Source organism: Mesorhizobium jarvisii (genome assembly GCF_003601985.1).
Taxonomy (GTDB): Bacteria; Pseudomonadota; Alphaproteobacteria; order Rhizobiales; family Rhizobiaceae; genus Mesorhizobium; species Mesorhizobium jarvisii.
In genome coordinates this window covers 34,742-61,589 of sequence record NZ_QZXA01000022.1, presented here as the reverse complement: position 1 = coordinate 61,589, position 26,848 = coordinate 34,742, and the positions used below count along the sequence as shown (strand labels likewise).

23 protein-coding genes are annotated in these 26,848 nt (G+C 64.0%); 6 read left to right on the top strand and 17 right to left on the bottom strand.

Annotated features, from left to right (window positions below; genetic code table 11):
• The first annotated feature begins 333 nt into the window (after nucleotides 1-333).
• Nucleotides 334-1,200 (top strand): glutathione-dependent disulfide-bond oxidoreductase, encoded by an 867-nt coding sequence (yghU, locus tag D3242_RS32660; RefSeq protein WP_019859506.1) that lies wholly within the window; start codon nucleotides 334-336, stop codon nucleotides 1,198-1,200.
• Between the two features lie 103 nt (nucleotides 1,201-1,303).
• On the opposite strand, the gene D3242_RS32655 is transcribed toward yghU, so the two are convergent.
• Both D3242_RS32655 and D3242_RS32650 read right to left on the bottom strand, forming a co-directional pair.
• Nucleotides 1,304-1,603 carry a DUF1236 domain-containing protein gene (locus tag D3242_RS32655; RefSeq protein WP_019859507.1) on the bottom strand — a complete coding sequence of 100 codons (300 nt, stop codon included), beginning with the start codon at nucleotides 1,601-1,603 and terminating at the stop codon, nucleotides 1,304-1,306.
• Nucleotides 1,604-2,304: 701 nt separating this feature from the next.
• Nucleotides 2,305-2,520, bottom strand: coding sequence for an exopolysaccharide production repressor protein (locus D3242_RS32650; protein WP_317452359.1), 216 nt, complete (start codon nucleotides 2,518-2,520; stop codon nucleotides 2,305-2,307).
• A gap of 243 nt (nucleotides 2,521-2,763) precedes the next feature.
• Here D3242_RS32650 and D3242_RS32645 point away from each other — a divergent pair, with 243 nt between their 5' ends.
• Together D3242_RS32645 and D3242_RS32635 are read left to right on the top strand one after the other, a co-directional pair.
• Nucleotides 2,764-3,504: a sulfotransferase family protein gene (locus D3242_RS32645; protein ID WP_019859510.1), complete on the top strand. Its 741-nt coding sequence runs from the start codon at nucleotides 2,764-2,766 to the stop codon at nucleotides 3,502-3,504.
• Nucleotides 3,505-4,428: 924 nt separating this feature from the next.
• Nucleotides 4,429-5,616, top strand: a complete 1,188-nt coding sequence (locus D3242_RS32635; RefSeq protein WP_147377523.1) for a hypothetical protein — start codon at nucleotides 4,429-4,431, stop codon at nucleotides 5,614-5,616.
• 47 nt (nucleotides 5,617-5,663) lie between these two features.
• Here the strand turns inward: D3242_RS32635 and D3242_RS32630 are convergent, their stop codons facing one another.
• The 10 genes from D3242_RS32630 to D3242_RS32580 form a co-directional block, all read right to left on the bottom strand.
• Nucleotides 5,664-6,908: an amidohydrolase family protein gene (locus D3242_RS32630; RefSeq protein WP_120145573.1), complete on the bottom strand. Its 1,245-nt coding sequence runs from the start codon at nucleotides 6,906-6,908 to the stop codon at nucleotides 5,664-5,666.
• Nucleotides 6,909-7,232: 324 nt separating this feature from the next.
• Nucleotides 7,233-7,766, bottom strand: coding sequence for an isochorismatase family protein (locus tag D3242_RS32625; protein WP_019859516.1), 534 nt, complete (start codon nucleotides 7,764-7,766; stop codon nucleotides 7,233-7,235).
• A 90-nt stretch (nucleotides 7,767-7,856) separates the two neighbouring features.
• Nucleotides 7,857-9,452, bottom strand: coding sequence for a transcriptional regulator (locus tag D3242_RS32620; protein ID WP_064985760.1), 1,596 nt, complete (start codon nucleotides 9,450-9,452; stop codon nucleotides 7,857-7,859).
• A gap of 344 nt (nucleotides 9,453-9,796) precedes the next feature.
• On the bottom strand, nucleotides 9,797-10,567 hold the full coding sequence (gene xth, locus D3242_RS32615) for an exodeoxyribonuclease III (protein WP_064985762.1): 771 nt from the start codon (nucleotides 10,565-10,567) through the stop codon (nucleotides 9,797-9,799).
• Nucleotides 10,568-10,574: 7 nt separating this feature from the next.
• Nucleotides 10,575-11,219 carry an alpha/beta hydrolase family protein gene (locus D3242_RS32610; protein WP_064985765.1) on the bottom strand — a complete coding sequence of 215 codons (645 nt, stop codon included), beginning with the start codon at nucleotides 11,217-11,219 and terminating at the stop codon, nucleotides 10,575-10,577.
• A gap of 215 nt (nucleotides 11,220-11,434) precedes the next feature.
• Nucleotides 11,435-12,559 carry a tetratricopeptide repeat protein gene (locus tag D3242_RS32600; protein WP_019859519.1) on the bottom strand — a complete coding sequence of 375 codons (1,125 nt, stop codon included), beginning with the start codon at nucleotides 12,557-12,559 and terminating at the stop codon, nucleotides 11,435-11,437.
• Nucleotides 12,556-13,464, bottom strand: coding sequence for a non-homologous end joining protein Ku (gene ku / locus D3242_RS32595; RefSeq protein ID WP_064985767.1), 909 nt, complete (start codon nucleotides 13,462-13,464; stop codon nucleotides 12,556-12,558). The genes D3242_RS32600 and ku overlap by 4 nt, the downstream gene beginning before the upstream one ends.
• Nucleotides 13,465-13,742: 278 nt before the next feature.
• Nucleotides 13,743-16,244, bottom strand: coding sequence for a DNA ligase D (ligD, locus tag D3242_RS32590; RefSeq protein WP_064985769.1), 2,502 nt, complete (start codon nucleotides 16,242-16,244; stop codon nucleotides 13,743-13,745).
• Nucleotides 16,245-16,314: 70 nt separating this feature from the next.
• Nucleotides 16,315-16,539, bottom strand: a complete 225-nt coding sequence (locus tag D3242_RS32585) for a hypothetical protein (protein WP_064985771.1) — start codon at nucleotides 16,537-16,539, stop codon at nucleotides 16,315-16,317.
• A 101-nt stretch (nucleotides 16,540-16,640) separates the two neighbouring features.
• Nucleotides 16,641-16,817, bottom strand: a complete 177-nt coding sequence (locus tag D3242_RS32580; RefSeq protein ID WP_019859523.1) for a Flp family type IVb pilin — start codon at nucleotides 16,815-16,817, stop codon at nucleotides 16,641-16,643.
• Nucleotides 16,818-17,255: 438 nt separating this feature from the next.
• Between D3242_RS32580 and D3242_RS32575 the strand changes: the two genes are divergently transcribed.
• On the top strand, nucleotides 17,256-17,570 hold the full coding sequence (locus D3242_RS32575; RefSeq protein WP_019859524.1) for an EthD family reductase: 315 nt from the start codon (nucleotides 17,256-17,258) through the stop codon (nucleotides 17,568-17,570).
• Nucleotides 17,571-17,641: 71 nt separating this feature from the next.
• Here D3242_RS32575 and D3242_RS32570 read toward each other — a convergent pair whose 3' ends face one another.
• Genes D3242_RS32570 through D3242_RS32555 form a run of 4 tightly spaced genes read right to left on the bottom strand, consistent with a single transcriptional unit; the run spans nucleotide 17,642 to nucleotide 22,600 of the window.
• A complete protein-coding gene (locus D3242_RS32570; protein WP_064985773.1) occupies nucleotides 17,642-18,865 on the bottom strand; it encodes a GNAT family N-acetyltransferase in 1,224 nt (407 codons plus the stop codon).
• Nucleotides 18,866-18,893: 28 nt separating this feature from the next.
• A complete protein-coding gene (locus tag D3242_RS32565; RefSeq protein WP_064985775.1) occupies nucleotides 18,894-20,129 on the bottom strand; it encodes a GNAT family N-acetyltransferase in 1,236 nt (411 codons plus the stop codon).
• Nucleotides 20,130-20,132: 3 nt separating this feature from the next.
• On the bottom strand, nucleotides 20,133-21,434 hold the full coding sequence (locus D3242_RS32560; protein WP_064985778.1) for an MATE family efflux transporter: 1,302 nt from the start codon (nucleotides 21,432-21,434) through the stop codon (nucleotides 20,133-20,135).
• The gene (locus tag D3242_RS32555) at nucleotides 21,431-22,600 is read right to left on the bottom strand and encodes a glycosyltransferase family 4 protein (RefSeq protein WP_081296230.1); all 1,170 of its coding nucleotides are present in this window, start codon (nucleotides 22,598-22,600) and stop codon (nucleotides 21,431-21,433) included. The genes D3242_RS32560 and D3242_RS32555 overlap by 4 nt, the downstream gene beginning before the upstream one ends.
• Before the next feature lie 442 nt (nucleotides 22,601-23,042).
• On the opposite strand from D3242_RS32555, the gene D3242_RS32550 reads away from it, so the two are divergent.
• Together D3242_RS32550 and D3242_RS32545 are read left to right on the top strand one after the other, a co-directional pair.
• Complete coding sequence (locus D3242_RS32550; RefSeq protein ID WP_064985783.1) at nucleotides 23,043-24,212, top strand: DUF1972 domain-containing protein; 1,170 nt, start codon at nucleotides 23,043-23,045, stop codon at nucleotides 24,210-24,212.
• Nucleotides 24,209-25,471, top strand: a complete 1,263-nt coding sequence (locus D3242_RS32545; protein WP_064985786.1) for a glycoside hydrolase family 5 protein — start codon at nucleotides 24,209-24,211, stop codon at nucleotides 25,469-25,471. The genes D3242_RS32550 and D3242_RS32545 overlap by 4 nt, the downstream gene beginning before the upstream one ends.
• A gap of 42 nt (nucleotides 25,472-25,513) precedes the next feature.
• Here the strand turns inward: D3242_RS32545 and D3242_RS32540 are convergent, their stop codons facing one another.
• Nucleotides 25,514-26,848 carry a VpsF family polysaccharide biosynthesis protein gene (locus D3242_RS32540; protein WP_064985788.1) on the bottom strand — a complete coding sequence of 445 codons (1,335 nt, stop codon included), beginning with the start codon at nucleotides 26,846-26,848 and terminating at the stop codon, nucleotides 25,514-25,516.

The following is a 26,848-nucleotide window of genomic DNA, read 5'->3' as shown; positions in this document are numbered from 1 at the left end:
GCTCATCCACGGTTGTAGCCGCAGGGGTGTCGGGCGACTTCGCCAAGCCTCGAATCGGATGGCCGTCCGGTTCGAGGCTCAGTCGCTTCCATCGCACAAAGTCTCCTCCGTGCAGATACAAGGGGTGCTCCAGCGGAGTGAGGCGTCGGCATTCCCTGGAACACCCCTCATCCGACCTCGCTTCGCGAGGCCACCTTCTCCCAGAAGGGGACAAGGAAGAAGCGCTTTTCCCACATAAACAATAGTTCAACGCAAGTTGAACTTTCGCCTCCGCAGCCCTAGCTGTAGATCGATCCGCCCATTCCCGTCCTTCCCTTCCCCACGAGGCCCGACATGACAGACTACACTCCGCCGAAAGTATGGACCTGGAACAAGGCAAATGGCGGCGCCTTTGCCAGCATCAACCGGCCGATCGCCGGGCCGACGCATGACAAGGAATTGCCCGTCGGCAAGCATCCGCTGCAGCTCTATTCACTGGCGACGCCGAATGGCGTCAAGGTCACCGTGATGCTGGAGGAGCTTCTGGCGCGCGGCCACAAGGGCGCCGAATACGACGCCTGGCTCATCAGGATCAACGATGGCGACCAGTTCGGCAGCGGCTTCGTCGAGATCAACCCCAACTCCAAGATCCCGGCCCTGATGGACCGCAGCGGCGCCACGCCGGTGCGCGTTTTCGAATCCGGCTCGATCCTGGTCTATCTCGCCGAAAAGTTCGGCGAATTCCTGCCCACCGAGCAGCCGGCGCGCGCGGAAGTCCTGTCCTGGCTGTTCTGGCAGATGGGTTCGGCGCCGTATCTGGGCGGCGGCTTCGGCCATTTCTATGCCTACGCGCCGCAGAAATTCGAATACGCCATCGACCGCTTCGCCATGGAAACCAAGCGGCAGCTCGATGTGCTCGACCGCCGGCTGGCCGAAACGGAATATCTCGGCGGCAAGGATTACACGATCGCCGACATGGCGGTGTGGCCCTGGTATGGCGGGCTGGCGCTCGGGCGCATGTACAATGATTCCGGCGAGTTCCTGTCCGTGCAGGAATACAAGCACGTCCAGCGCTGGGCGAAGGCCATCGACGCCCGCCCGGCTGTCAAGCGCGGCCGCATGGTCAACCGCGCCTTCGGCGAACCTGCTATGCAGCTGCATGAGCGCCACGACGCCGGCGATTTCGACACCAACACGCAGGACAAGCTGGCCGCCGAATAGGCGGCCGCAAAGCCAACTTCACAAGAAAGCCCGCCACGAACCGTGGCGGACTTTTCCCAAGGCTATGCTGGTGTCGCACCCACTGTCATGGCCGAGCCATGGATCAGTGCAGCACCTCGACGATCTGACGTGTGTCGGGGTCGACCAGAACTGTCTGGTCGTTGATCACGGCAACGCGATACTTGACATTGGGCACTTCGCGCAGTTCGACCTTGTCAGGCACCGGCGAGCCGAGCTTGAGCTCGAGGCCCAACAGATTGACCGACGCCAGCGGCTGCTTCTTGACGTATTCGCGAACCACCGTCTCCTGCTCCGGCTGAACGACGATTGTGTCCGCCACAGCCGCACCGATGCCGCCCATCAGGACGATCGCGGCTGCCACACTCGAAAGATAATGTTTCATAACAACCTCCATATCAATTGCCCGGGCTTCCCGCCCTGTAGGAAAACTCGACCACTGCCACGAGGTTCCATCGCAATTTGTGGAATAAATGCGGCACGCCCAACAAATGCCTATTTGATTATTTTCGGAAACAGGCAAAAACACATAATCACGGCTTCAAAAATCCGTGATTATTATATTTTTTAGGGATATGTCGTGAAATACACTTTCCTCGGAAGATGCATCCGAGGTGCCCTTTCGAAAGAATGTGATCCGCCTGTTGCCTTAGCGACAGCTAACGTAGAGCGCACGATGTCGTTCCAGATACTGTTGTCGAAGACATGAAAAAGGCTCGCCCGGCCGGGAGCAAGGCGAGCCTCAAACCGTGCCGGCGGAGGTGGCAGCCTCACCGGTCACATCGGGAAAACGCCAGCGCCCGCATCCGGTTCCAGCGCGGATAACGTGGCCCATTCAGATGCAACCATGTGACCGTCATGACGTTGTTCGACGCATTAATCTCCAGCAAGGATGATCGCGCCATGGCTCCCCGTCCCTCCGTGACCAAGCATCCCTTCACGCTGATGCTTGTCGTTATAGCGCTGATGGCTCCTTTTGTCGGCCTTGCCTGGCGCACGCGCGAATGGATGGGCTGGTTAGCGGGTCATCCACTGCTATCCCCATTATCCGGCCTCACAACTGTCCGGCTTCACAAGCGTCTGGCCTTACAGCGAGACACCGTCGCGATGCAGCGGCGGAACGGCGTCGACCTCGCCCTGATCTGCCGCCTTGCGGGCGCGCCTGTAGATCAGCCGCATGACGAGCACGAAATAGCCGACCTGGAGGAGGACCAACACGGCTATCGTCCAGCCCAGCGCCTTCCAGAACGACCCGGTGGCCATGTAAGCCCAGCCCGCGACGACAATGGTCGTGGCTGACATCCCCACGAGAAACTGCCCAAAATACATCGATCCCACATCGCCGAAACCACCCGGTTTCACACGACTCCCTGCCCGAATTCCCAATGCCCGCGGACAAAGTTCCATTATTTTAGCAACTACGCAACTATGTGATCGTCCGACCTTAGCCCACCCTCGAAATTTGTTGCGCGTTGACCTGGTCGGGAGCAATTTGATGCTCAAGGACTGCGGGTAGCGCAGAAAATAAGTCCGCGGGATGGGGAAATGACGCTCGAACTGATTGGAGCCGGTTTCGGCCGCACCGGCACGTGGTCGACTTTTGCCGCGCTGAACAGGCTCGGCTTGCCCTGCTATCACATGCAGGAAGTGATCATGAACAAGGCCAACAAGGGCCATCTCGATTTCTGGCGCAAGGTGGCCAACAGCCCACCCGGCAGCCAGCACGACTGGAACCGCGTCTTCGCCAACTATACGGCGACAGTCGACAATCCCGGCTGCTGCGTGTGGAAAGAATTGCTGGCCGCCTACCCCGACGCTAAGGTGCTTTTGACCCTGCATCCGCGCGGCGCCGAGGCGTGGTACGAAAGCACGATCGACACAATCTACTTCACCGAGAATGTCTGGCAGTTCAAGATCCTGGAATGGCTGACCCCCTTCGGCTGGAAATTCGGCGACATGTCGCGCAAGCTGATATGGGGCCGCACGCTGGACGGCGTGATGAATGACCGCGCCAAGGCGGTTGCCCGCTACAACACCTATATCGACGAGGTGAAGGCTGCGGTGCCGCCGCACAGGCTGCTGGTCTACAAAGTGACCGAAGGCTGGGGCCCGCTCTGCGATTTCCTCGGCGTTGCGCTGCCCAACGAGCCTTTCCCCAACCTCAACGACCGCGAGACAATCAAGAAGATCATCCGCGACATCATCAAGGGCTCCTACATCATGCTGGGTCTGGCGGTAGCGGCCGCGCTGGTGGTGTTTGCGGCGCTGTGGTGGTGGCTGGGCTAGCTTCAGGGACACAACGCACGCTTCGCAATGTCGGCGTAATCCTCAGGGCTAACCCCGCCGCGGTACTGGATCGATCGCGGCGGACGGCAAGGCGGCGAATTCGGCTTCACCATGCCGGTGCGCAACCGCGACATGGCAGCGCCGCAAAGCCGGCGCGAGGTCTGCAAGTTCGAATTCCTGAACATCGGCAGGAGCCTGTTTGCCTCGCCGTCCCGGCTGAACGAGGTTCCACTTGATCTGCCTGGAGGAAGGCCTTTTGTCCGATAGCTGTGGAAGGTAGCACACTATCGTCACATGGCGGTCGGCCGATATTCTGCCCTGTCCGACGCCCGCTTTTGCCTCCGGTAGGGTAAAGGCATTATATATGAATTGGCTAAAACAGCGGAACATCCAATGGACATTGCCGGAACCGAACAGGACCCGTCGGACCTTTGCTTCAGTCACCTAAGACCTTGGTCCCAAAAGGAAACGCAAAAGACCGATACGGCCCGTAATCGGGAACATCCCGCCTTTGCCATCGTTAACCGCCAAGTTTGCGGACCGGATCCAATTTCGAGGAAGAGCGATGCACCATCGGTCCATCATCACCAGAACAGGCCACGGCCCGGCTACAGCGGTCGCCGTGTTGATGGTCGGACTTGTGGCGGTGGGAATTGTATTCCTCGTCCTGGGCGGCTTGCTCTACCTCAAGGATGAGCCGTCGGATCAACGCGCGCTGTCTTCCCCACCCGCCCGATCGTTTCAGGCTACCGATCGCAGTGCGGCAAACTGATCCAGCTTGCATGCCGCGCGGCCGCCCTCCGAAATGACGGCCTCATAGGGGGAATCTTACTGAAATGTAACTGACTCCTCCACCGTCAAGCCACAATTAGCATGCCCATCGGCAGCACCGAACTATGTCCCGATATAGGGAGAAAGGTTTCCATGTTTCGCTGCCTTTCATTGATGGTCGCCTGGTTGTCGCTCCAATCGTTGGCTTTTGCACAGCCCGTCCCCCCGAAGCCAGACGACGTGATATCAGGCTGCGTCGCGATTGAGGCATACGGTGGCAACGGCAACGGCTCGACCGACAGTCTTGCGGCTTGGAATTCCGCCATCAGCCATTTTGGCAATCGGCCGATCTGCATATCGTTCGGGCTTGGGACCTACAGATTCAGCGGTCCGGCCACGGCGAAACCTGGCGTGGGTTCGAGCATTGCGGTCCATGGCGCTGGCCCCAACGTGACCAAGATCGTCTTCACTGGAACGACGGCAGGATTCAATTTCACGTTGTCGAACGAGGAAGCCATCCAAATGGACAATATGGCTGTTCTATCGGCGACGGCGAACGATCATGATGCGATCGCTGTCACCAGCTCTGATTGCGGAGGGTCAAAACAATCGTCGCGTTTCAGCAATCTGACGATTGAAGGCACGGGAAGTTTTCCCTTTAGAAATCACTGGGGTCGAGGGTTAACCCTTAACAATCTATCGTTTGTTGATGTTGATAGCGTCGACTTCTTTGGAGAGAACGGCTCCAGCATGCAGGGAATTTTTGCTACGGGCAACGCGACCAGTCACTGCTACGCTTTTAACATGATGGTCTCGAAGAGCAATTTTATTAATACTGCGAATGGTATTTCGCTGGGAACATTGTTTCAGGGACTTTTTGTGACTCAGAGCAATTTCCTCAATGGTGAAGCTGGAATTGTCGTTCCAGCGGCCGAATCGGAGGTTGATCAGATCAACATCTCCGATAGTTCATTTGACGTTAAGGGCGATACTATTGCCACTTTTTCCCCGATTGTCGGTCTATATGTAACACACAATACGATTGAGATACCAAAATCCGGAAGCGGGGTCCATATTAATGGCGGTGGCGATCAATTCGTAATTGCAGAGAACAACATCTTCAATCCATTCGGTAAAAGCAGTGGCTCTGGCGTCATTGTCGACAGCGCGGCAAATTTTGGAAACATAACTGGAAACGTTTACCAGTATCTAAGGGTCGCAAATTCTCTTGGTGCAAGCTCAAGCGGATGGAACATTCAGTCGAACGCCTACGGCTCAAAGATTTCGAAGTGGAACATAAATTCTGGCAAGAGAAACAAGGTCGGCGGCGGCTCCCCGTAATCAACGCTTGTTTCCCTTGTCGGGGGGAGGCTGCTGGCCAACACCCCTCACCCCATCTTGCCATCCTCCGCTACCGCCCTGCCCCGGCGATAGACCGTGCGGTCCTTTGGCACGGCGACCACCGCCTCGGGCACGTGCTGCGCCGACATGGCGACGAAGTCGGCGCTGGCGCCGACAACGATGCCATAGTCCGCCAGCCCCAGCGCGCTGGCGCCGGCACGGGTCACCACATCGAACGCCGCCTCGAGCTCGCGGTCCTCGTAGAAGCCGGAGCGATAGCCGATCATGTTGGCCCGGTTCAGCATGTCGCCATCGCCGTAGGGCCACCAGGAATCGCGGATGTTGTCGGAACCGCTGAACACGGTGACGCCAGCCTGCCGCAGGGCCGCCACCGGCGGGAAGGCATGGTTGCCGGGCGCGTTGGTCATGATCGCCACGCCGGCGGCCGCCAGCATCGCGCCGGCCTTCGCCACGGCGTCGGCGGGGATGTCGCCAAGGCCATAGGCATGGCTGACGGCGACATGGCCCGCCATGCCGAGCGCCTTTGTCCGCGCGGCGATCTCCTCGACCTGGAACACGCCGAGCGCGCCGCCATCATGCAGGTGGATGTCGACGCCGGCGCCATGCTTCTGCGCCAGGGTGAACACCACATCAAGATGGCCGTTCACGTCGCGGTCGAAGCTGGCGGGGTCGAGCCCGCCGACAAGGTCGCAGCCGAGCTTCAGCGCCTCGTCGAGCAGTTCCGCCGTGCCAGGCGAGGACAGGATGCCGCTTTGCGGGAAGGCAACGAGCTGGATGTCGATGAGGTCGCGGTATTTTTCGCGCACGGCCAGGATGGTTTCGACATGGCTGAGCCCGACCGAGGCGTCGACCATGACATGGCTGCGCATGACCAGGCTGCCATTGCCGACGCAGAGCTCGAGCTGGTTCTTCGCGCGCTCCGCCATCGGCGCGGCGCCGGCAAGGTTTCGCGCCTGGAAGGCGACACGCTCGCGCACGTCGAACCCGTTGGTGCAGGGAATGTGCGGGCGCCAGGCATCGCCATAAAACGAGGTGTCGAGATGGATGTGGCCCTCGACGAAGGCCGGCACGACAAGCTGGCCATCAAGGTCGATGATGGCGGGGTCGACGGTGCCGGGGGCAACGGCGGCGAAATCAGCCGGCGGCGCCTTGCCGGCTGGCGCGATGGCGCTAAAGCGGCCGCCGGTGACGAAGAAATCCGCCAGCGACCCATCGGCCAGCTTCGCGTTGCGGAAAATCGTCTGTTCGCTCAAAATCGTCCGCTCGCTCATGGGCGCCATCTCTCCTGAAAGCGCCAGTCCTCGCCGCCCGCCCGCCGCGGGTCAATGCGGCGGCGGCGAAAAACTGTTTCACGAAATTGCCCTTGGCGAATGTTCCGGCGAGGCAGAGCGCGAATCCGCACCGCGGCTCTTGCCTATTCCGCTTTCGCGGAAGTTTCGGCGGCCCGGCAATGTGCCATTGTGTTATCGCGGCGGTACGAGCCGCCCTGGTTGACGCGGGCGCCCAGCCATCCCAACAATGCGCCCCCCCGCCCGCGTCGGCCATGGCTTGGCACTGTGATCCGTCCGGCGGGCCGGCCTGCTATGACTGCCGCTTCAGCCGCCAACCAGCACCTTCGTCGTCACCAGATTGACGCCGGCCTCGGCGAATTCGTCATTGTGCCGGGCGATGATCCGCTCAGCGCTCTCGCTGGCGCTGTCCAGCGTGCTGTGGGCATCGGAAACCACGGTGACACCGAGCCCCCTGGCGATCGCGCCCCTGACGGTTGCCGCGACGCAAAAATCGCTCTGTGCGCCGAGGATCACGACGCCCCCGTCTCCCTGCCCGGCGACCCAGTCGCCAAAGGCCGGATTGCTGAAAGCATCGCGCACGGATTTGGCGAAGGTCGGCTCATCGTCGGCCTGGCCAAGGGCTGGCCACACCGGCCAACCCGGTTCGCCCGGCGCCAGCGGATCGCCTTCGGGTCCATCATGCCTGACGAAAGCGACCTTGCGTCCACCGCGCCTTGCCCAGTCGATCACCGCCCGGGCGCGCTCGGCAATGGCAGGTGCGTCGTGTATCGGCGGCTCGTGCCGGCCGTCGAACATGCCGGTCTGAAGATCGATCACGACGAGTGGCGCTTTGGCCATGAGGCTGGGTGCTGACATGATTTTTACATAGCATGGCGGGGAAGGCGATCAAGAACTTGCCCAACAAGAAGAACCAGCCTCACCAGACCCTCAACCCGGGGCGCCGGCAAACAGCACCACACCATCCCCTCCAGCCGCTGGCCAATCCCTGATGGTTCGGTCGTAGCCGCCGGTCAGCACCGTGCCGTCGGGGGCGAAGGCCACGGCGTAGATCGGCCCGGTCTGGCTGTCGAACAGGGCGATCTGGTTGCCGGTCTCCATGTCCCACAGCCGTGCCGTGCCGTCGAGCGAGCCCGACAGCAGGCGCTTGCCGTCGGCCGACAGCGCCAGCGTGTAGACCGTGCCTTCATGGCCTTCGAAGCGCGTCACCTCGCGGCCGTTGTCGAGATCCCAGACCTTGATCGTCAGGTCGCCGCTTCCGGTGATCAGATGGTGCCCGTCGGCGGTGAACACCGCGCCATAGGTGCCTTGCTCGTGGCCGTGCCAGCTGCGCAATTGCTTGCCGCTCTCGATGTCCCAGAGTTTCAGCGTGCCGTCGATGCTGCCGCTGAGCGCCTGCTTGCCGTCGGGCGAGACGGCGACCGCGCTGATCGACCAGTCGTGTCCGGTCAGCACATGCAGCACGGAATTGTTGACGAGATCCCAGACGATGACATTGCCGGTGTCATGCCCGCTGACGGCACTCTTGCCGTCCGGGCTGATCGCCAGCTTGTTGACGCCGCCATTCTGGCCGGCCTGGAAGACATGCAGCACGGCGCCGTCGGCAAGTTTGCGCAGCACGATCTCGCCATCGTCGCCGCCCGTCAGCGCGCTGACGCCGTCGGGCATGTAGAGCGCGGTGCGCGCCATGTCCTTGTGGACGCCGAGGTTGCGGATGAGGTGCTTGCCGCCAATGTCCCACAGCTTGATCACACGATCGGTGCTGGCGCTCATGATCGATCGGCCGTCCGGCGCGACCGAAAGCCAGACGACCGCGTCGCGATGGCCGTCCGGCTGCGTCGGCGCCGCCGGCGGTGGTGGCGGCAACGGCGCCACGGTGGGCGGCGGAACGACCGCGACCTCCGGCGGAGCGGCCGGCGCCTGCGGCGCGGATGCCGGCGGCGGGTTGGCGGCTATCGGTGGCGGAGCTGGTTGCGGGGCTGGCGCAGGGGCAGGCTCAGGTGCCGGTGGTGCGCTGGCGACATCCTGGCCCTTCGGCTCAGCGGGTTTGGGCTCGGCAAGTTTGGGTTCATCGGGCTTGGGTTCACTGGGCTTGGGTTCACTGGGCTTGGGTTCGGCCGTCTTCGGTTCATTCGGCGGTTCGTTCGGCAGGCTGGCCACCTCGCCGCCGCCCCACGGGCCGAACCGGTCGACGGCCAGTGCTGCGAGCACGATCAACGGCAACGCGAAAAAGATCTTGCGCAGGCCGGGCCTGCCGGTCTCCTGCGCCTCGGCCGCGCGGCCGAATAGCGGTGTCCCGGCCAGATGCGTCGGCCGCCCCGGCAATAGCCCGGCCCAGAACAGCACCGCGCCGACGAGGCAGGCGAACGCCAGCAGCGAGAAGGCCACCAGCTGCGTCGCCCAAGGCTCATGCATGGCCGTCAGACCGAAACCCTTGCCGCCCGGCAAGAGATAGAGATGGACAAGGCAAGCCGCGGCCAGCGCCATCAGCAGCACCGCCATCAACCTGTCAGCACCCCTGGTCATGGCGCAAGGCTCATGATGCCGCCGATGACGGCATCGGCCTCGATATTGGCAGGCTGTGGTCGCATCGAATTCCCTCGCCGCGACCGATCTTACGCAAGACCGCGGCGGAGTCGAGTGGCCGCCGGAGCGAATGCCGCGTGGGCGCGAACGCACGGAAATGGCTGGACATTCCGTGCTTCGTTCGAAACAAGGCTGGGCCAATCAAGGGAGCGTCCATGACACAGGCGACCAAACCGGTGCTGACCGGCAGGACGGTAACGAGCCTGTCGACGCCCAAATCATGAGCCTGCTGAAGCGCGAATACTCCGGGGCGTCGCCGCTTGCCGGGAGATGACCAAGGCGAGCTACTTCAACTCCACCCAGACAGGCGCATGATCGCTGGCGCCATCCTCGCCGCGCACGTCGTGGTCGATACCCGCCCCCTTCAGTCGGCGGGCGAGCGTCTTCGACAGCAAGATGTGGTCCAGCCTTAAGCCCGCATCGCGCGGCCAGCGGTTCCTGCGGTAATCCCAGAAGGTGTAGAGCGTCTCCTTCGGATAGACCTTGCGCAACGCATCGACCCAGCCCTGCTCGATGAGGGCGGCGAATGCGGCGCGGCTTTCCGGCTGCACCAGCGCGTTGTCGTCATAGGAGCGCGTGGCATAGATGTCGCGCGGCTCGGGCACGATGTTGTAGTCGCCGGCCAGCACGACCGGCAGGCCGGTGTCGATGAGTTGCGCCGCATGCGCCTCCAGCCGCTTGTGCCAGCCAAGCTTGTACTGGAATTTCGGCCCCGGCTGCGGATTGCCGTTCGGCGCATAGAGGCAGGCAATGACGATGCCGTCGACCGCCGCCTCGATATAGCGGCTCTGCCGGTCGGCATCGTCGCCGGGCAAGGCATCGCGGGTCAGCACCGGCTCGGCGCCACGCGCCAGGATGGCGACGCCGTTCCATGTCGGCTCACCCTTCCACACCGCGCCATAACCGGCCTCGGCCAGCGCCGTGCGCGGAAACTGCATGTCGCGCGCCTTGAGTTCCTGCAGGCAGACGACATCGGGCTTCGCCACCGCCAGCCATGCCAGCAGGTTTTCCAGCCGGTTGTTGATGTTGTTGATGTTGAAGGTGGCGAGTTTCATGGTTGTATCAGGAGGCGATCCGGCCTGCCCAAGCCTTCACCGTCTCCGCCATGGTCTTCAGATGATCGGCCGTCGAAAATCCCGAAATGCCCTTGCGCGGCTTGAGGTCATGGTCGCCATCCTCGAGCCAGATCACCTCGATCGCATCGGACAGCCCATAACCCGCCACCTCGTCGCGCGTGCCGAACTCGTCGCGCGTGCCCTGAAAAATCAGCGTCGGCGTCTTCAGCCCGGTCAAATGCTTGGTGCGCAGCTGGTCGGGTTTTCCGGGCGGATGGAAGGGATATCCGAAACAGACCAGCCCTGAAATCTCGCCCTTGGCAAACATCTCGTCCGCGACCATCGAAGCGACGCGCCCGCCCATCGACTTGCCGCCGATGATAAGCTTCCCGGTCACGCCCTTGGCCCTGAGATCAGCAATCGCCTTGATATATTCCGGGTTGACCGTCTCGGCACGCGGCGGCGGCTTGCGCTGGCCGTAGCGGCGCGCAGCCATATAGTGGAATTCGAAGCGCGCGACCTGGAAGCCGGCGGCGGCCAGCGCCTTGGCGGTGGCGGTCATCGAGGGGGAATCCATCGAAGCGCCGGCGCCATGGGCGAGGAGGATGGTGACGGGAGCGGTGTCGAAGCCATCGAAGAGGAAGCTGGTCATGGGGCGGTCTTCCCGGAAAGGCCGCGTTCTGGCACACCCCCCTCTGGCCTGCCGGCCATCTCCCCCGCAAGGGGGGAGATCGGCAGCTCGCACGCCCGGCCCACCTTTGCAGCGCTGGAGATTGGCGAAAGCGGGTGAGCGCGCAATCTCCCCCCTTGCGGGGGAGATGTCCGGCAGGACAGAAGGGGGTGTTCAAGCGCGACCATTGATCCCCCTCACCCCGCCGTCCGTGCCAGCTGCATATCCACGAACTGCACGCCTTTAGCAGCCACCCCGGCCCATTCGGACTCCGCGTCGAGCTCCAGATACCGCACCCACAGCCGCCGCGCCTCGGGCAGATTGCCGGCGTCGAATTCCAGCCTGGCCAGGTTGAACACCGGATCGGCATAGCTCCTGTCGAGCGCGATCGCCCTCTGCAAATGCCGTCGCGCGGAAGCATCGCGGCCTTGCTCGCTCATCAGCCCGGCGAGGTTGAACCAGGCCTCGACAAAGGCCGGATCGAGCTTTATCGCCCTGGCATAGTCATGCGCGGCATCCGCCGCGTGGCCGCCGGCGCGCAGGCAGTTGGCGCGGTTGAAGGCGGCGATGGCGTCGCTGGGGTCGATGGCGAGGCAGCGCTGGTAAAGTGCGGCAGCACCTTCGTGGTCGCCGCCCTCCTCCGCCGCTTCGGCCTCGGCGAACAAATCTTCCAGCGTGTCGTCGCCTTGTGCCGCGGCGCCCAGATCGAACAGCAATTGCCCGTCGAGCTCGCTCTGGCCGCCTTCGAGATAGATTGCGTCGGGGCGGCCGTGCTGCGAGCCGACGTTGAGCGATTTGGCGGTGAGCGAGGCGACCGGACCGGAGCGGTGCACGGAGCGCGCGATCGCGCCCCAGGTCGCGCCGCCGGCCACCAGCCCGGCATATTTGCGCGCCAGGATCAGGTCGCGGAAGGAATAGGGTTCGCAATCGTGCTCGAACGCATCGAACAGCGACAGCAGGTCGAGGTCGGCGCCCAACAGTCGCGATTGCTCGATCAGCGATTGCCGCGACAGTGATGACGCCTCCGGCGCCTTCATCAGGCCGAGCAGGCGCAAAAAACCGTTCTCGCTGATCAGCGTGCGCCCGGCCGCGCGCTCGACGGCGACGCGGCGCTCGATCCCGACATCGCCGTTTTTCGTCAATCCGGCCTTGGCGAGCAGCGCGCGGCCGAACACGACATGCGTCGTGCGCCTGGTGATGCCGCGCCTCAGCTGGCCGTGCTGGCGCTCGACCTCCCGCGCGGCGAGCCGCAAGGGAAATGCCGCCAGCGCGCCGATGGTACCGAAGACGGCCCCCGGAACCGAAACGGCCGGTGCCGTCATTTCTTGCTCTTGCCGACCGCCTTGAGCAGACTGGCCTTCAGCGGATTCTCAGGCGCGCCGCCCGCTGCCGCCTTCTTGGCGGCGGGTTTGGCCACCACTTCGTCGGCCTTGCTCTTCGACTTGGCCGGCGGCTTCGACTGCGACAGGCTGGCCTTCAGCGCATCCATCAGATTGATGACATTGCCACGCTCGGGGGCGGCCGCGATGATCGGCTTGTGGCCCTTCAGCTTCTCGCGGATCATCGCCATCAGCGCGATCTCGTAGCGGTCCTCGTAATCCTTCGGATCGAAGGTGGTTTCCTTCTGCTTGATCAGCGCTTCGGCCAGTTCGAGCATTTCCGGGTCGGGCTTGCTGGCCGGGATGTTGCCGAAATATTCAGCCGTGCCACGCACTTCGTTCGGGTTCCTCAACGTGCACACGAACATGCCGTTCTCGCGCGCGCCGATCGTCACCACCCGCTCGCGGCTGGACAGCACCAGCCGGGCGATCGCCAGCTTGCCGGATTTGCGCATGGCTTCGCGCAGCACGGCGAAGGTTTCCTCGGCCATCGCCCCGTCCGGCGCCAGGTAATAGGGCGCGTCCTGGTAGATGACATCGACCTCGCCCTCGTCGACGAAGGCCTCGATGTTCATCGTGTGGTTGGATTCGATACGCACCGCGTCGAGGTCGGCATCATCGATGATGATGTACTGCTTGTCCTCGTACTCGTAGCCCTTGACCAGGTCCGAGCGCTCGACGAGCCCGAGTTCTGGATCGACCGGCTTCATGTTGATGCGGTTATGCGTCTTCTTGTGCAGCTGATTGAACGAGATGCGCTCGCTGGTCGTCGTCGCCGGATAGAGCCGGACCGGACAGCTGACGAGGCTGAGCTTGAGATAACCCTTCCAACTTGCCCTGGGCGCCATGATACACTCCTACGCGGCCATGCACTGATACTGCTCAGCGCTTTTCGTCCGAAGGACGAACAAGGCTGCGCAAATCCTACACCGACCCCGCAAGATACTGGCAAATCCCTGACGAAGTGTTTTAGGGCGCTGGAGGGTCGCGGGCGGAGGATAATTCAAATTGTATGAAGCGTCGATGGACTGGACTCCTTGGCCTAGACAGAGGTTGACAACGACAAGCGCCCCATTTCTTCGTCATCCTAGGGCGGAGCAAGGAGCGAAGCGACGCGGCGCAGACCCTAGGATGACGAAAGATGGGTCGGCAAATCCCGCGCAAAATCCTCGATATCCGCCCAGGGATCGCCCGACGTCTCCAGCAGCCCCGGCAGCGAGGAATAATTCAAGTCCTGCGGCGCATCGATCGCCTCCAGATCGCTCCAGCTCACCGGCGTCGAGGCCGGCAGATTGGTGCGGGCGCGCAGCGAATAGGGCGCGGCGGAAGTGTGGCCGCGGGCGTTGCGGTGGTAGTCGATGAAGATGCGCTTCTTGCGGTTTTCCTTGCCCATGGTGGTGGTGAATGTGTCGGGCGCGGTCGCCGCCAGATGGGTGGAGATGGCGCTGGTCGCCTGGTGCAGCTTCTTCCAGTTCTGCTTTGACGTCACCGGCACGGTGATGTGGATGCCGCTGCCTCCTGACGTCTTGGCGAACGGCACCAGCCCCAGCCCCTCGAGCTCGCCCTTGATGTGGACGGCGGCTTCCACCACTTCGCGCCAGGAAATCCCCGCGCCCGGATCGAGGTCGAAGACGATCTGGTCGGGTTTGTCGAGGCTGGTGCGGTGCGTGCCCCAGGTGTGGAACTCGACGACGCCGAACTGTGCCAGCGCCAGATAGCCTTTTGCCCCTTCGACCGAGAGATAGGATTTGGTCTCGCCCTCGGAATTGGTCGCCTGGAACGTCACCACCGAAGGCGGCATGCCGGTGAAGGCGTGGCGCTGAAAGAAGCAATCCTTTGGCAGGCCGGTCGGGCAGCGCACCAGCGACACCGGACGGCCAAGGATGTGCGGCAGCATGAAGTCGCCGACCAGCGCGTAATAGACGGCGATATCGAGCTTGGTCGGCCCCGTCTTGCCGAACAGCCGCCGCTCCGGATTGGTCACCCAGATGGTGGCAAGATCCGCCTCCGAGATCAGCCGCTTGCGCTTGGCCGAGACCGGCGTCGACAGGCCGACATCCCTGAGACCGCGAAACACGCCATGGCGCAACGCATTGTCCGCCGTGCGGTTGGCGTAATGGATGCGCGCCGAGAACAGCGGCTTCACCCAATGCATATCGCGCATGATCTCGCGCGGCACGCCTTCCGGCGCCGTGGCGCCGGATGTCAGCGGCTCCAGCCGTGCCAGCAGGTCGGCTGCCGTCTCGGCATCGAAGCCGGTGCCGACCTTGCCGCGATAGTGCAGCTCGCCTTCCTCCCACTCGGCCATGCCGAGTGCCGCCAGCCCTTCCGCCGCGTCGGAAATCGTGTAACCCGCGATGACGAAATCGTCCTTCTGCAGCGCCTTGCACTTGGTCCAGCTCTTGGTGCGGCCGCTCTGGTAGATCGCGCTAGCGCGCTTGGAGACGACGCCTTCGAGCCCGAGCTCCGTCGCCTGGTCGTACAGGCCCTGCCCCGAGCCCTCGACATGGTCGGAGAACTGGATGGCGGAATTCGCCCCGAGCCCGCCAAGCAGCTCAGCCAGCAGCGCCTTGCGCCGGATGAGCGGTGCTTTCAGCAAATCCCAGCCGTCGAGATGCAGGAGGTCGAAGGCATAGAAATGCAGCTTGCTGCCGGCGCCTTCGGCCAGCGCATCCTGCAGCAGCGCAAAGCGGCTGATGCCCTTGGCGTCGAGCACCACGATCTCGCCATCGATGATCGCCTCGCGGCACGGCAGTTTGGCGAACGCATGCGGCAGGTCGCCATAGCGCTTCGTCCAGTCGATGCCGCCCCGGGTGATCAGCCGCACCTGCCCGTCGGACAGATGCGCCATGGTGCGGTAGCCGTCGAATTTGATCTCGTGAAGCCAAAGTTCGTTGGTGTTCTCGGCAGGGCCTTCGCCGCCCGGCGGCTTCAGTGCCTGCGTCGCCAGCTGCGGCTCGATACGGCTGAGCGCCGGCGCCTTCACCGCGCCTGGCAGTTCGCCGGGCTTCAGGGAACCCGGCTTTGGCGCGGACTTCGCTGGCGGTTTCGCGGCGGCCGCCAGTTCCTCGATGCACAGGCCGGATTTCACGCTTTCCGGCCGCGCCTCCAGAATATTCAGCGCCGTGTCGGCGGCGAGGTCGCGCTCCTTGAACAGCAGCCAGTTCTTCTTGTTCTCGTCTTCGCCAGGCTTGGGCTTCAGGCGGGTCAGCATCCAGCCGCCATTGAGCTTTTCGCCGGCCAGCCGGAACTTGAAAGCGCCGGTGCGCAGGCTCTTCTCGACATCGTCCATCGGCGCCCAGGTGCCGGTGTCCCAGACGATCATCGGCCCGCCGCCATATTCCCCCTCGGGAATGACGCCCTCGAAATCGATATATTCGAGCGGATGGTCCTCGGTCTCGACCGCCAGCCTCTTGTCGGCCGGATTGAGCGAGGGCCCACGCGGCACCGCCCAGCTCTTCAGCACGTCGCCGACCTGCAGGCGCAGATCATAGTGATCCGCCGTGGCGTGGTGCTTGTGGACGACGAAGCGGTTGTCGTCGCCAGTGATCAGCCCGCCGGCCGGTTCCGGCGTTTTGGAAAATTCGCGCTTGGCGCGATAGGTTTTGAGTTTGGCGGGAGCGGGCATGGGTCAGCGCTCGAAGCGCTTGGCAAGCAGGAGCAACCGCCGCGTTCCGGAACGGATGGAAGTCACGCTGTCAATCGTCGGCGGCAGGCGTCAGCTCGAGCTCGGCCGGCGACAGGCCCTGCTGCAGCTGGCTCAGCCGAAACTCATCCACCCAATAGGCCTCGCCGTCGACCAGCACGCGGGCGCGGTAGGCGCCGTCAGAAAAGCTCTGCGCGGTGATGTAGACCTTGTAGGCGTCGAGCGCCTTGCGCACCGCGGCGCGCTTGGCATTCTGGCTGGTGACGGGACTGAACATGACGCTTCCCTCGGTCGCCCTGACACATCAGGCGACTGGCTCAAGGATGACGGAGACGAACTGTCCTGTCAATTTCGCGGGTTGGCGACCGTGGCCGACCGTTACGACCCGCTGCTGTTGAGCGTGTTGCCGATTTTCGTGAACTTGGCGTTGATCGCATTGCCGAGCGCACCGGCGCCGGCGATGATGGCGAGCGCGATGAGGGCGGCGATCAGGCCATACTCGATGGCGGTAGCACCGGTTTCATCTCGCATGAAACGGGAAACAATTGATGGCATTGCAAGCCCTTGGTTTCTTAGCCCTCACACAACCTAATACAGATCGTGAGTTGCAGTTCGGTTAAATTCTGCCAGAGTTTTGAAGGTGCTTGCCCGCGGGATTGAATCAAAACATGAAGCATCGGCCATGGCTAGGGACAGGCAGTCCGGACCGGAGCTGTTTTCAACTTGCCGGTCCGGAACCACCCACCGCCTTGTGTCCTTCCCAAGACACTGAACCAGATAAAAGCATCGACGCCGATCCGCTTTGACATGGATCAAGTGCGCAGCCGCAGGCACCGGCCGGCGGCCAAGATGGCGAGGCGCGGAACGTCTCCTGGCGCCGGCCCCATGCCGTTGGTCTCGCGAAAACCCGCATCCCTGTCGAAATCCGCTTCCGGCGAACGACATTGGTGCGGCGCCGACGAGGCGCGATCACCTCAAACAGGGAGCACCTCCATGGCCAAGATGCTTGTCATCTACAAAACCCCCGCCGATCCGGCGGCCTTCGAGCGTCACTACCACGACATTCACGTGCCGCTGGCCAAGCAATTGCCCGGACTGCATCGCTACGAGATCAGCCGGTCGCCGGTCATGAACGTCCTGCCGGGCGAGACGCCCTACAGGGTCGCCATCCTCTATTTCGACAGTCTGGAGGCCATTCGCACAGCCTTTGCCAGCGAGATCGGCCGCGCCTGCGCGGAGGACCGGCGCAAATTCGCCGGGGATGACGATCTGGTGACGATGCTGCTCTTCGACACCGAGCCGCTGTGAGCCGTCACGTCGTGGCGCACGGCCATCAATTCCTGCTCCCGAAGCCGCTTCGGGAGCCGTTCTTCAATTCTTCAATTCTTCAATCGCCGAAATCGCCGCATCACGCCCTGCACGGCCTTGTACAGCCCGGGCTTGGAGCGCACGAAAAGCTCGGTCTTGCCGCGCAACTGGATAAAGGTGGTCGAGCCCCGGCCGCGCAGCGTCACCGCCTCGCACAATTCTGCCAGCACCGCGCTCGAAGCGCCGATGTGCTGCTTGTAGCCCTGGCTGCCGACCGACAGGTCGAAACAGTCGAGCCCCTGCGCCACCCCCCACATCATCAGCTTGCCCATCGTCGTCAGGCCTGGCGAGGCGTTGGCCACCGCGTCGTGATCGATCCCGAGCAAAAGCGCGTGCAAGGTGCCCTTCATGACAAGTACGTACATGACGGCGAGATAGGCTTCACCGACACGCAGCCCAAACAGCCGCACAGAGCCGTCGGACAGGCCCTGCAGGGCGGCATTGCGGTAGAATTCGACGATCGGCGCCTGCGTCAGCAGGTCGAAGCGCCCGAGTTCGCGGAAGCGGTTGAGCCTGAGCTCGAGCAGCGTCGCGAAATGCGCCTCCACCATGTCGGGCGTCTCGGCTTCGACCAGATCGAGCTTGCCCATCTGTTCGAAGCGGCGGCAGTGCTTGTGGAAATTCTTGGCGAAGGACGATTTGCAGATGCGCTTGATCAGCGTCTCAGGATCGCCGCTCAGGGCCAGGCTCGAAGCGATCTGGATGGAATCGCGCGCCTGCGAAAGCAGCGCCAGCGGATTGGCGACGCCGTGAATCTCTCGCGGAATCCCCGCTATGTGGAAGCGGTCCGTCGGCGGCAGCACGGCGCGCACCGCCGCCCAGGCGGCGTCGGCGCTCTGCGTGGTCCAGGGTCTCGCATCGGCCAGCAGCGGCGCGGAATAATCGCACACGCCGCAGCTCAGCCATTCGATCACAAAATGGCCCATGGCCCGGCGGCGCATCAGCGGCAACAGCATGACAGGCGCGCCCGTTGCGGCGTCGTTGACCTCGACGACCAGCAGTTCCGCGCTTTTAGGCATCAGACGGTTTGCGATCCCTTCCACCCAGGCAAGGCCCTGATGGCCCGTGCACAAGCCGGTCGCCTCGAGGCGCAACCACAGCGGCCTTACGGAATCGAAGCTGGTGTGCAGCCGCGCGGCAAAGCGCGCGGCGGCGCCCCAACCGGCGATAATTGGGGAAAGAGGTTGGTCCGGTGCATCCCCAACCGCGACTATTCGCACTGCCTGGCCCGCCACGTACTTCTCCCGTCGTTCAGGCCTGCTCTCAACGTCCTCCACGCGAACGCCGCAAACCTCGCATCAGTCTCTGGGCCACATTGAGCAGCCGTGGTTTGGATCGCACGAAGGCCTCGGTCCGGTTGCGTAGATCGATGGCGTTGCTCGCCGCCCTGCCCCGCATCGTGTACCCGTGGCAGAGTTCCACAAGAACCGAACCCTTGGCGCCCATATGTTCCTTGTAGCTCTGGTTGCCGACCGACAGGTCGAAATAGCCGAAGTCTTGCTCGCGTGCCCAACTCATCAACCTGCCAATGATCGCCATTCCAGGTGAGACGTTGGGCACGACGCTCTGGTCCATAGCTATCAGGAGAGCATGAACAGTCCCTTGATGGACAAGCAGATATTGAACCGCGATCAGGGAGCCGCCGACGCGCAGCCCGAAGAGCCGCACCGAGCCGTCCGACAAGCCCTGGATGGCCGCGTCACGGTAGAAATCGACAACCGCCTCCTGCGTAAGCAGGTCGAAGCGGCCAAGCTCGCGGAAGCGGCTGAGCCGCATCCGGACCAGTTCGCCGAAGATTTCCTCCACCTGGTCCGGCGAACCGGCCTGGACGAGTTCCACATCGCCGAGCCTTTCGAGCCGGCGCCAGTCCTTGCCGAATTCCTTGGCGAAAGATGGCCTGCAGAGACGCTTGAGCACGGTTTCCGGGTCGCCGTCGATGGCAAGACCGAAGGTGGTCTGGACGGAATCGCGCGTGGTCGTCAGCAAGGCCAGGGGATTGGCGACGCCGCCGATCTGCTGCGGTATTCCCGTGATATGGAAGCGATCCGCCGACGGCAGCACGGAACGCACCGCCGCCCACGCAGCCTGCGCCGATTGGGCGGTCCACGCACCCGCATCGGCCAGCAGCGGTGCCGAATAGTCGCACACGCCACAGCTCAGCCACTCGATCACCCGATGCCGGAAGGCTGATCGCAGCATCAGCGGCACCAGCATCAAGGGCGCGCCCGTCACCGCGTCGTTCACTTCAACGATGAGCGGCTCTGCGCCTGCCGGCATCAGCCGCGCCACGATCCCCTGCACCCACGCAAAATGCTGGTGGGCGGTGCAGACACCGTCCATTTGGAAGCGCAGCCAGAGCGGCCTGACCGCTTCAAGGCTTGTGTGCAATCGCGCCGTGTACGCATCGTTCGCGGGGACGGTCACCGGACGGGAGGCTTCCCCTACGGGCAAGCCGTCATCCACCGCAGCAATTTGTACCACCTGGCCAGCCACATCCATCTCCTATCGCTTTACCGCGGCGAACGTGACCGCCCGCCGCCAGGAGCCCAAACGGCTGTTACGCTGCTGGTCCGGATGCTCGATGTTCCACATGCGATGGTGCGCGAAATACCATGATGCCGCGAGCACGAAGGTCTCGGAGACCGCGGAGCCCAGCAGCGCCCATGGTGGGGACGCGACGGCCAGCAGGATGGCGATCAGCGCCAGCCCGACGATGGCGCCGCCCATGGTGATGAAGGCGACGATGCGGAAATCACCGAAGATCTCCAGGACGATGCGGGGCATGATGTAGAGCATGATCGGGATAAAATTGACCGTCACGAAAAGCCCGATGAACTCGACCGAGGCATCCTGCAGGGCCTGGGACTTGATCATCGGCAGGACGAACAGGATGGCGCATCCATAGGCCAGGCCGCCGAGCCCCATGACGACCGACCAGATCTTCGCCTGCGACCAGACGCGGCGCGTTTCATTGTGCCGCATCAGCTTGGCGAGCTCCGGCTGCGTCATGTTGACGAAAGCAAGGCTGATGATGCGCAGCGGCGCGAACAGCACGATCACCGCCGCCAGCGGCGCGTAGGCCGCGGGTCCGGCAATGCCGGCGACCAGCAGCGCCAGGCACTGGCCCTGGATGTTGGTGGTGGTCGCGCTGAACGCCGACCAGCACAGCTGGCGCCAGAGTTTGGTATAGCGCCGCCGCGTCGGCATGCGGAAGCTGATGCGAAGCGTGCGGGGCGCCAGCCGGGCCAGCACGAGGATGCCGATCACATTGGCCGCGGCAAGGGCATAGAAGACGGTCTGCAGCGCGGCGTCGGCGTACCAGATCGCCAGGCCGGCGAACACGGTGCCGGCGATTGTGAAAGCCGCGTCGCTGACGGAGACGATCACCTGCTGGCGGCGCGCGAAGAATGCCGTGCGCATATGGCTGCGCAGCGACCAGGCGCCGACAAAGCAGCCGGCCGCGATGCCGCTCGGGTCGCCCAGGAGACGCATCAGGATAACCGTGCCGACGGCCATCAGCAGCGCCACCACCAGCGCCGCGGATCCGAAGGCCACGTCATGAGCATCGACGCCGGCACTGTTGGTGCTCTTGCCCATCCATATCGAGGCGGGAACGGCAGTCAGCGATCTGATGTAGGACAGGCCGACGCCGCCCATCACCATGGCGATGGCGAAAAGGCCGTAGCCTTGCGCCGACAACATGTGCAGCAGCGCGATGTTGAGGGCGAAATGAAAGCCGCTCTGCATCGCCTCGCCGCCGATCATCAGCACGAGGCGCCGCACCAGATGGAGGGGGAACTTCACGGCCGCGTCTCCGCCTGCCGGGTGCTTGCCGTCCGGCCCGGCCTGGCGATGGCAGCCTTCAGCTTGTCGGCGGCGATCGCCGCGATCGCGGCCGCGGCGACCGGTTCGCTGAACACCGTCTCGTAGCGCTTGCGCCCGGCGGCGACGAAACCGCGCCAGGTCTCGGGGGCGAGGATGATCTCCTGCAACTTCGCGGCCAACGCCGCTGCATTGCCTGGCGGAACATGCCAGCCGGTCTCGCCGTCGGCCACCACTTCGACCAGCCCGCCGATCGCCGACACCAGCGGCGGCCGGCCATAGGCCATGGCCTCGATGGCGACACGGCCGAGCGATTCCGGACGCCGCGACGGCACGGTGACGATGTCGGCCCAGCGATAATGCTCCGAAGGGTCCGGGATGAAAGGCAAGGTGCTGACCTGTCCGGCCAGCCCCATGGTATCGACCAGTTCGGCCAGGGCGCGCTCGCGCTCGACGCTTTCGAAGGCGCCGCCGACCAGCCGCACCTCGATCCTTGACTTGACTTCGGCCGGCAGCGAGGCGATCGCCTCCAGAAGCACTTCCTGGCCCTTGATCCGGTTGACGCGGCCAAGCAGCAGCACCCGCAGCGGGCGCTTGCCGTCATAGGTCATCGCCTCCGCCGACGCCGGACCGGCAACGCCATTATAGACGACGTAGGAGCGCGCGGATCTGGGCTCGCCGAACGTGTCGCGCGTCGCTTTCGAGTTGAAGATGAGATCGGCACGGCTCCAGTGCATGAGCCCGACGAGGATCCGGCGCAACACGCCTTCGGGAATTTCATGGATGTGCAGCAGCGCCTTGGAAGGCAGCAGGCGCGAGGCCAGCGCATAATCGGCGACGATCGAAGTGTTGACATAGACGAGGTCGCAAGCGCTGAGGCGCCGCCATGCCCGCCACAGCGCGACCGGCAGCCGCGCCATCTCGATGGTCGCCAGCCTCAGCATCGCCTGGCGCCTGAGCACCCAGAGCGGCTCGAAGACGATCCGGCTGGCATGAGGCTTCAGGATTTCGACGATCGGTCCGCTGCGCGGCAGGACCACTTCGATGTCGGCCGACGGAAACGCGGCGCGCAGCGCCGCCACGCTCTCCGCGAAGCTGCGGTCGGAGCCGTAGAGTTCGTACCCCTGATGGATGCAGGCAATCCGCATCTTCACGCGCATCTTTCTGCCAGGGGTGGTGTGACGATTCCGCCGCCTGACCATACCGGCGACCGGAAACGTCAAGCCCAACACCCCTTTGGACTTCACTGGTTTTCAGTGCGGTCACGAAACGGATCTGGATCCGGTTCACCACACCAACGCTGCACGCCTTCCGCCGTTTCCGGCGCGCAGAAGTCCATCAGCAAGGTTCATGCCGGGCTAATATATCCATTTATATCCATTCGCGGGCCGACTGGCCCCGGCATCGCCTCGTTTCGGTACACATACGTTCGGAAAGTTGACCGATAGTGAAACAACTCCGGCGGCTGGAACAAATATTTTACAACCCGAATGCGACAATGGCTGGAATCGGGCCTGGCAGGCTTATTGCAAGGCCGAGACGGGACAGCCTTCCACAGCGGGTCGGACGGATTTGAAAGCGCCAGCAGCCATGAAACCGGAACAGCCTTCCATCCTGATCCTGGGAACGCGCGGCATCCCCGCGGCCCATGGCGGCTTCGAGACCTTCGCCGAGAGACTGGCGCTTTTTCTGGTCGCACGCGGCTGGAAGGTCGGCGTCTACTGCCAGGAAGAGGTCGAGCGGGTCGACCAGAGGGTGCGCCTCGACAGCTGGAGCGGCATCGACCTTATCCACGTCCAGGTCGCCTCGAAAGGCCCGCGCGCGACGCTGGAATTCGACTGGCAATGCGTGCTCGACGCTGCGCGCCGGCCCGGCGTCTGCCTGGTGCTCGGCTACAATGGCGCGGTCTTCCTGACCTGGCTCAGGCTGATGCGGCGCAAGGTCATCACCAATATGGACGGTATCGAGTGGCGCCGCCCCAAATGGGGGCGCGCGGCGCGCACCTGGTTCTGGCTCAATGAGTGGATCGGTGCCTGGGCTTCGCACCGGCTGGTCGCCGATCATCCGATCATTGCCGATCACCTGGCGACGCGCCGGCCGCGCAGCGCCATTTCCACCATCGCCTATGGCGCCGATCCGGTGACATCGGCACCCGAAGCGCCGGTGCGCGCGCTCGGCCTCCAGCCCGGAAAATACCTGATCTCAATCGCCCGCATCGAGCCCGACAACAGCATCCTGCCGATCGTCGAAGCCTTCTGCAGCCGCAAGCGCGACATGAAGCTGGTGGTGCTGGGCACGCTGTCCGACCAGATCCCCTATCATGCCGCGGTCCGCAAGGCAGCGAACGCCTCGGTGGTCCTGCCCGGCGCCATCTACGACCAGGCGGCGGTGAAGGCGCTGCGGTACCATGCGCGCGCGTACATGCATGGCCACACGGTCGGTGGCACCAACCCGTCGCTGGTCGAGGCGCTGGCCGCCGGCAACATGGTGATCGCGCACGACAATCCCTACAACAAATGGGTCGCCGGAGCCGCCGCCATCTATTTCACCGATACGCAAAGCTGCGCCGAGCGGATGCAGCAGGCGATGGAGGACGACGCGCTGGTCAAGGCCTGCGGCGAGGCCGCGAGGACGCGCGCCCGCGAAGCCTTCCGCTGGGAGGATGTGCTTCTGGCCTACGAGAATGAGGCCTACCGGCTTCTCGGCGTCCCATCGGCCCGAACGGCCGCGATCGACCGCCCCTCGCCCGGCGCGGTATGACGGGCTGGTCGCGCCGGCGGCTTCTCACCACCGCGCTGTCGACGGCGCTGGTGCCTGCCGCGCAGGCGCCGCTTTCGTCCGCGCGAGCGGCAAGTGGTGAATGGCGTTTCCGCCGTGGCGTCAACGCCTGGCCCTGGTTCGCGCTGACACGCGAATTTCCCGCGCCGCGCACCGACTATGACTGGCCGCCCTTCCAGTCGCAGCGGCCGGTGCCGACCCCGGACGACCTTGGTCGGCTGCGCGCCACCGGGCTCGATTTCATCCGCCTGCCCGTCGATCCCGGTCCGTTCCTGGCGGGAGACGACGCCACGCGCGGCAAGCTGCTGGACATGCTGGACGCCGCCGTCGCCGCCACGCTCGCCGCCGGTCTCGGCATCATCGTCAACGTCCAGGCCAATGGCGCCACGCATTACTGGAACCCCGATCGCATGGTCTCCAGCACCGAGGCTCCGGCCTTCGACCTCTACCGGGCGCTGGTCGGCGAGCTTGCCGGCAGGCTGGCGCGGTTCACGCCAGGCATGGTGGCGCTGGAGCCGGTCAACGAACCGGCGCAATCCTGTGACTCCAACGTCTGGTCGCAGGTCCAGGCGTCCCTGCTGACGGCGGCCAGGGCGTCAGCCCGGACCTTGCCGCTGGTCGTCACCGGCGGCTGCGGCTCGATGGTGAGCGGGCTGGCGGCACTCGAGCCGGCGCCGCTGGCATCCTTCGAGCCGATTCTGTTCACCTTCCACTTCTACGAGCCCTATCTGTTCAGCCATCAGGGCGCGCCCTGGATGCGCGAGCCGGTCTACCGCTCGCTGAACAATGTGCCGTGGCCGGCCTCCGCCGGGTCGCTCGACGCGACGCTGGCCTCGGTCAGGACGCGCATGGCGCAGGATACCGAGACCTCGGAAGCCGACAAGCAGGCCGCCTACGCCGAAACCGAGCGCGTGCTGAAAGTCTATTTCGACGCCCGGCCCGACCGCTGGTTCATCGACAAATATCTCAGCCAGGCGCGCGACTGGGCCGACAGAAACGGCATTGCCCCGGAGCGTGTCATCATGGGCGAATTCGGCGCGCTGCGCACCGACGCCCGTTACACCGCCGCCCCCAACCCCGACCGCGCCCGGTACATTTCCGATGTCCGCCAGAGCGCCGAGGCGGCCGGCTTCCCCTGGGCCTTCTGGGACCTCTTCGACGGCATGGGCATGATGGACGACACCACGCGCGCGCTGGATCCGGCGATGATCGAGGCGCTTGGGTTGGTGATGCCGGGATAGGCACCCACCGTTCCACACAGGCAATCGTCGCGTTCTACGGCGCTACCTTCGCCCGGCTTGCACCCTCTGCCCCACCACACCCCTTGCCGGCCTATAAAGCACCAGCGCGATCACCACGAATTTGGTCATCAGCGTCGTCTTCGACGCCAGGCTTTCGGAGGTATTGAGCAGGATCAGCCAGCCCAACATCAGCAGCCAGATGCCGGCATGGCAGCGGCGCGCGACTTCGTGCATGAACAGCGCGAAGCCGACGAACAGCAGCAAGGTGAAGAAGGCGCCCTGGTAGAGGACCATGCGGATGATCGGGTTCTCGATGCCTTGCTCGAGGCCGCTGATGCGGCGCAGGCTCTCGATGAGGTCGATGTCAGGCCCCACGATCAGGTCGCGCAGTTCGAAATGTTTGAACAGTTCGAACATCTCGACGCGGGCATTGGCGCTGCCGGAGTCCGACACGAAGCGCTCGAGCAGCGCATCGAAAAAGCCGTATGCCGCCGCGACCGCGATGACGACCGGCACCAGCGCGGCAAGGATCAGGCCGAGCGCCGCGCCGAGCAGGTTGACGCGACCCGTGCGCAAGCCGCGCAGCCCCTGGATGAGCAGGTAGCAGCCGCCGAGCACGATGGTGAGCACCATCGCGGAGCGGCCGCCAAAGGCGACGAGAGCCGCAAATTGCAGGCCGATCAATCCGAGCCGCAGCGGCATCGACAGGGATCTCGAACCGGAGAGCAGCGCCAGCACATAGATCGAGGTGACCGTGGCGTTGGACAGCGGATGGCCCTGAAGCGCCGTCGAGCGCAGGTCGCTCATGAACGCCTCGCCGTCGAGCCGATAGGGAAAGAGCAGCGTCTTGGTGGCGAACTCGAACAGAGCGAGCAGCGCGTTCACGGTCATGATGGCGTGAACGACGGTCTGCATCCGGGCGAATGTCTTCTCGTCGTCCTCGGCCAGCATCATAACCAGCAGCGCCGGCGCCACGAACGTGTCGACCATTCCGGCCATGCCGGGACGCTGCCTGGCGACGACGACCACCAAGAGCACGATCGAGATGACCGCCATCAGCGTGCTGGCCGGCCGCCGGTCGGCGACGGCCACCATATAGCCGACCGGGTTGCCGAAGGTGCAGGCGCGCCAGGCAAACACCAATACGAGCAGATAGGTCGACGGATGGATCTTGGTCGCCGGGTTGCCGGTCAGGCCGTCGTAATTGTAGCCCACCAGCCACAGCATGCCGCCGGAGATGGCGAACAGCAGCGCCACCGTCGCGACCAGGCCGAAGCGCGTGATCCAGTCGACGGAATCGCCGGCGCGGACTTGACCGGAACCGGCCCAGCCGGCCGCCGGGTTGGCTGTCCGGGTGTCGGTCCCGGTCGCGGCCAC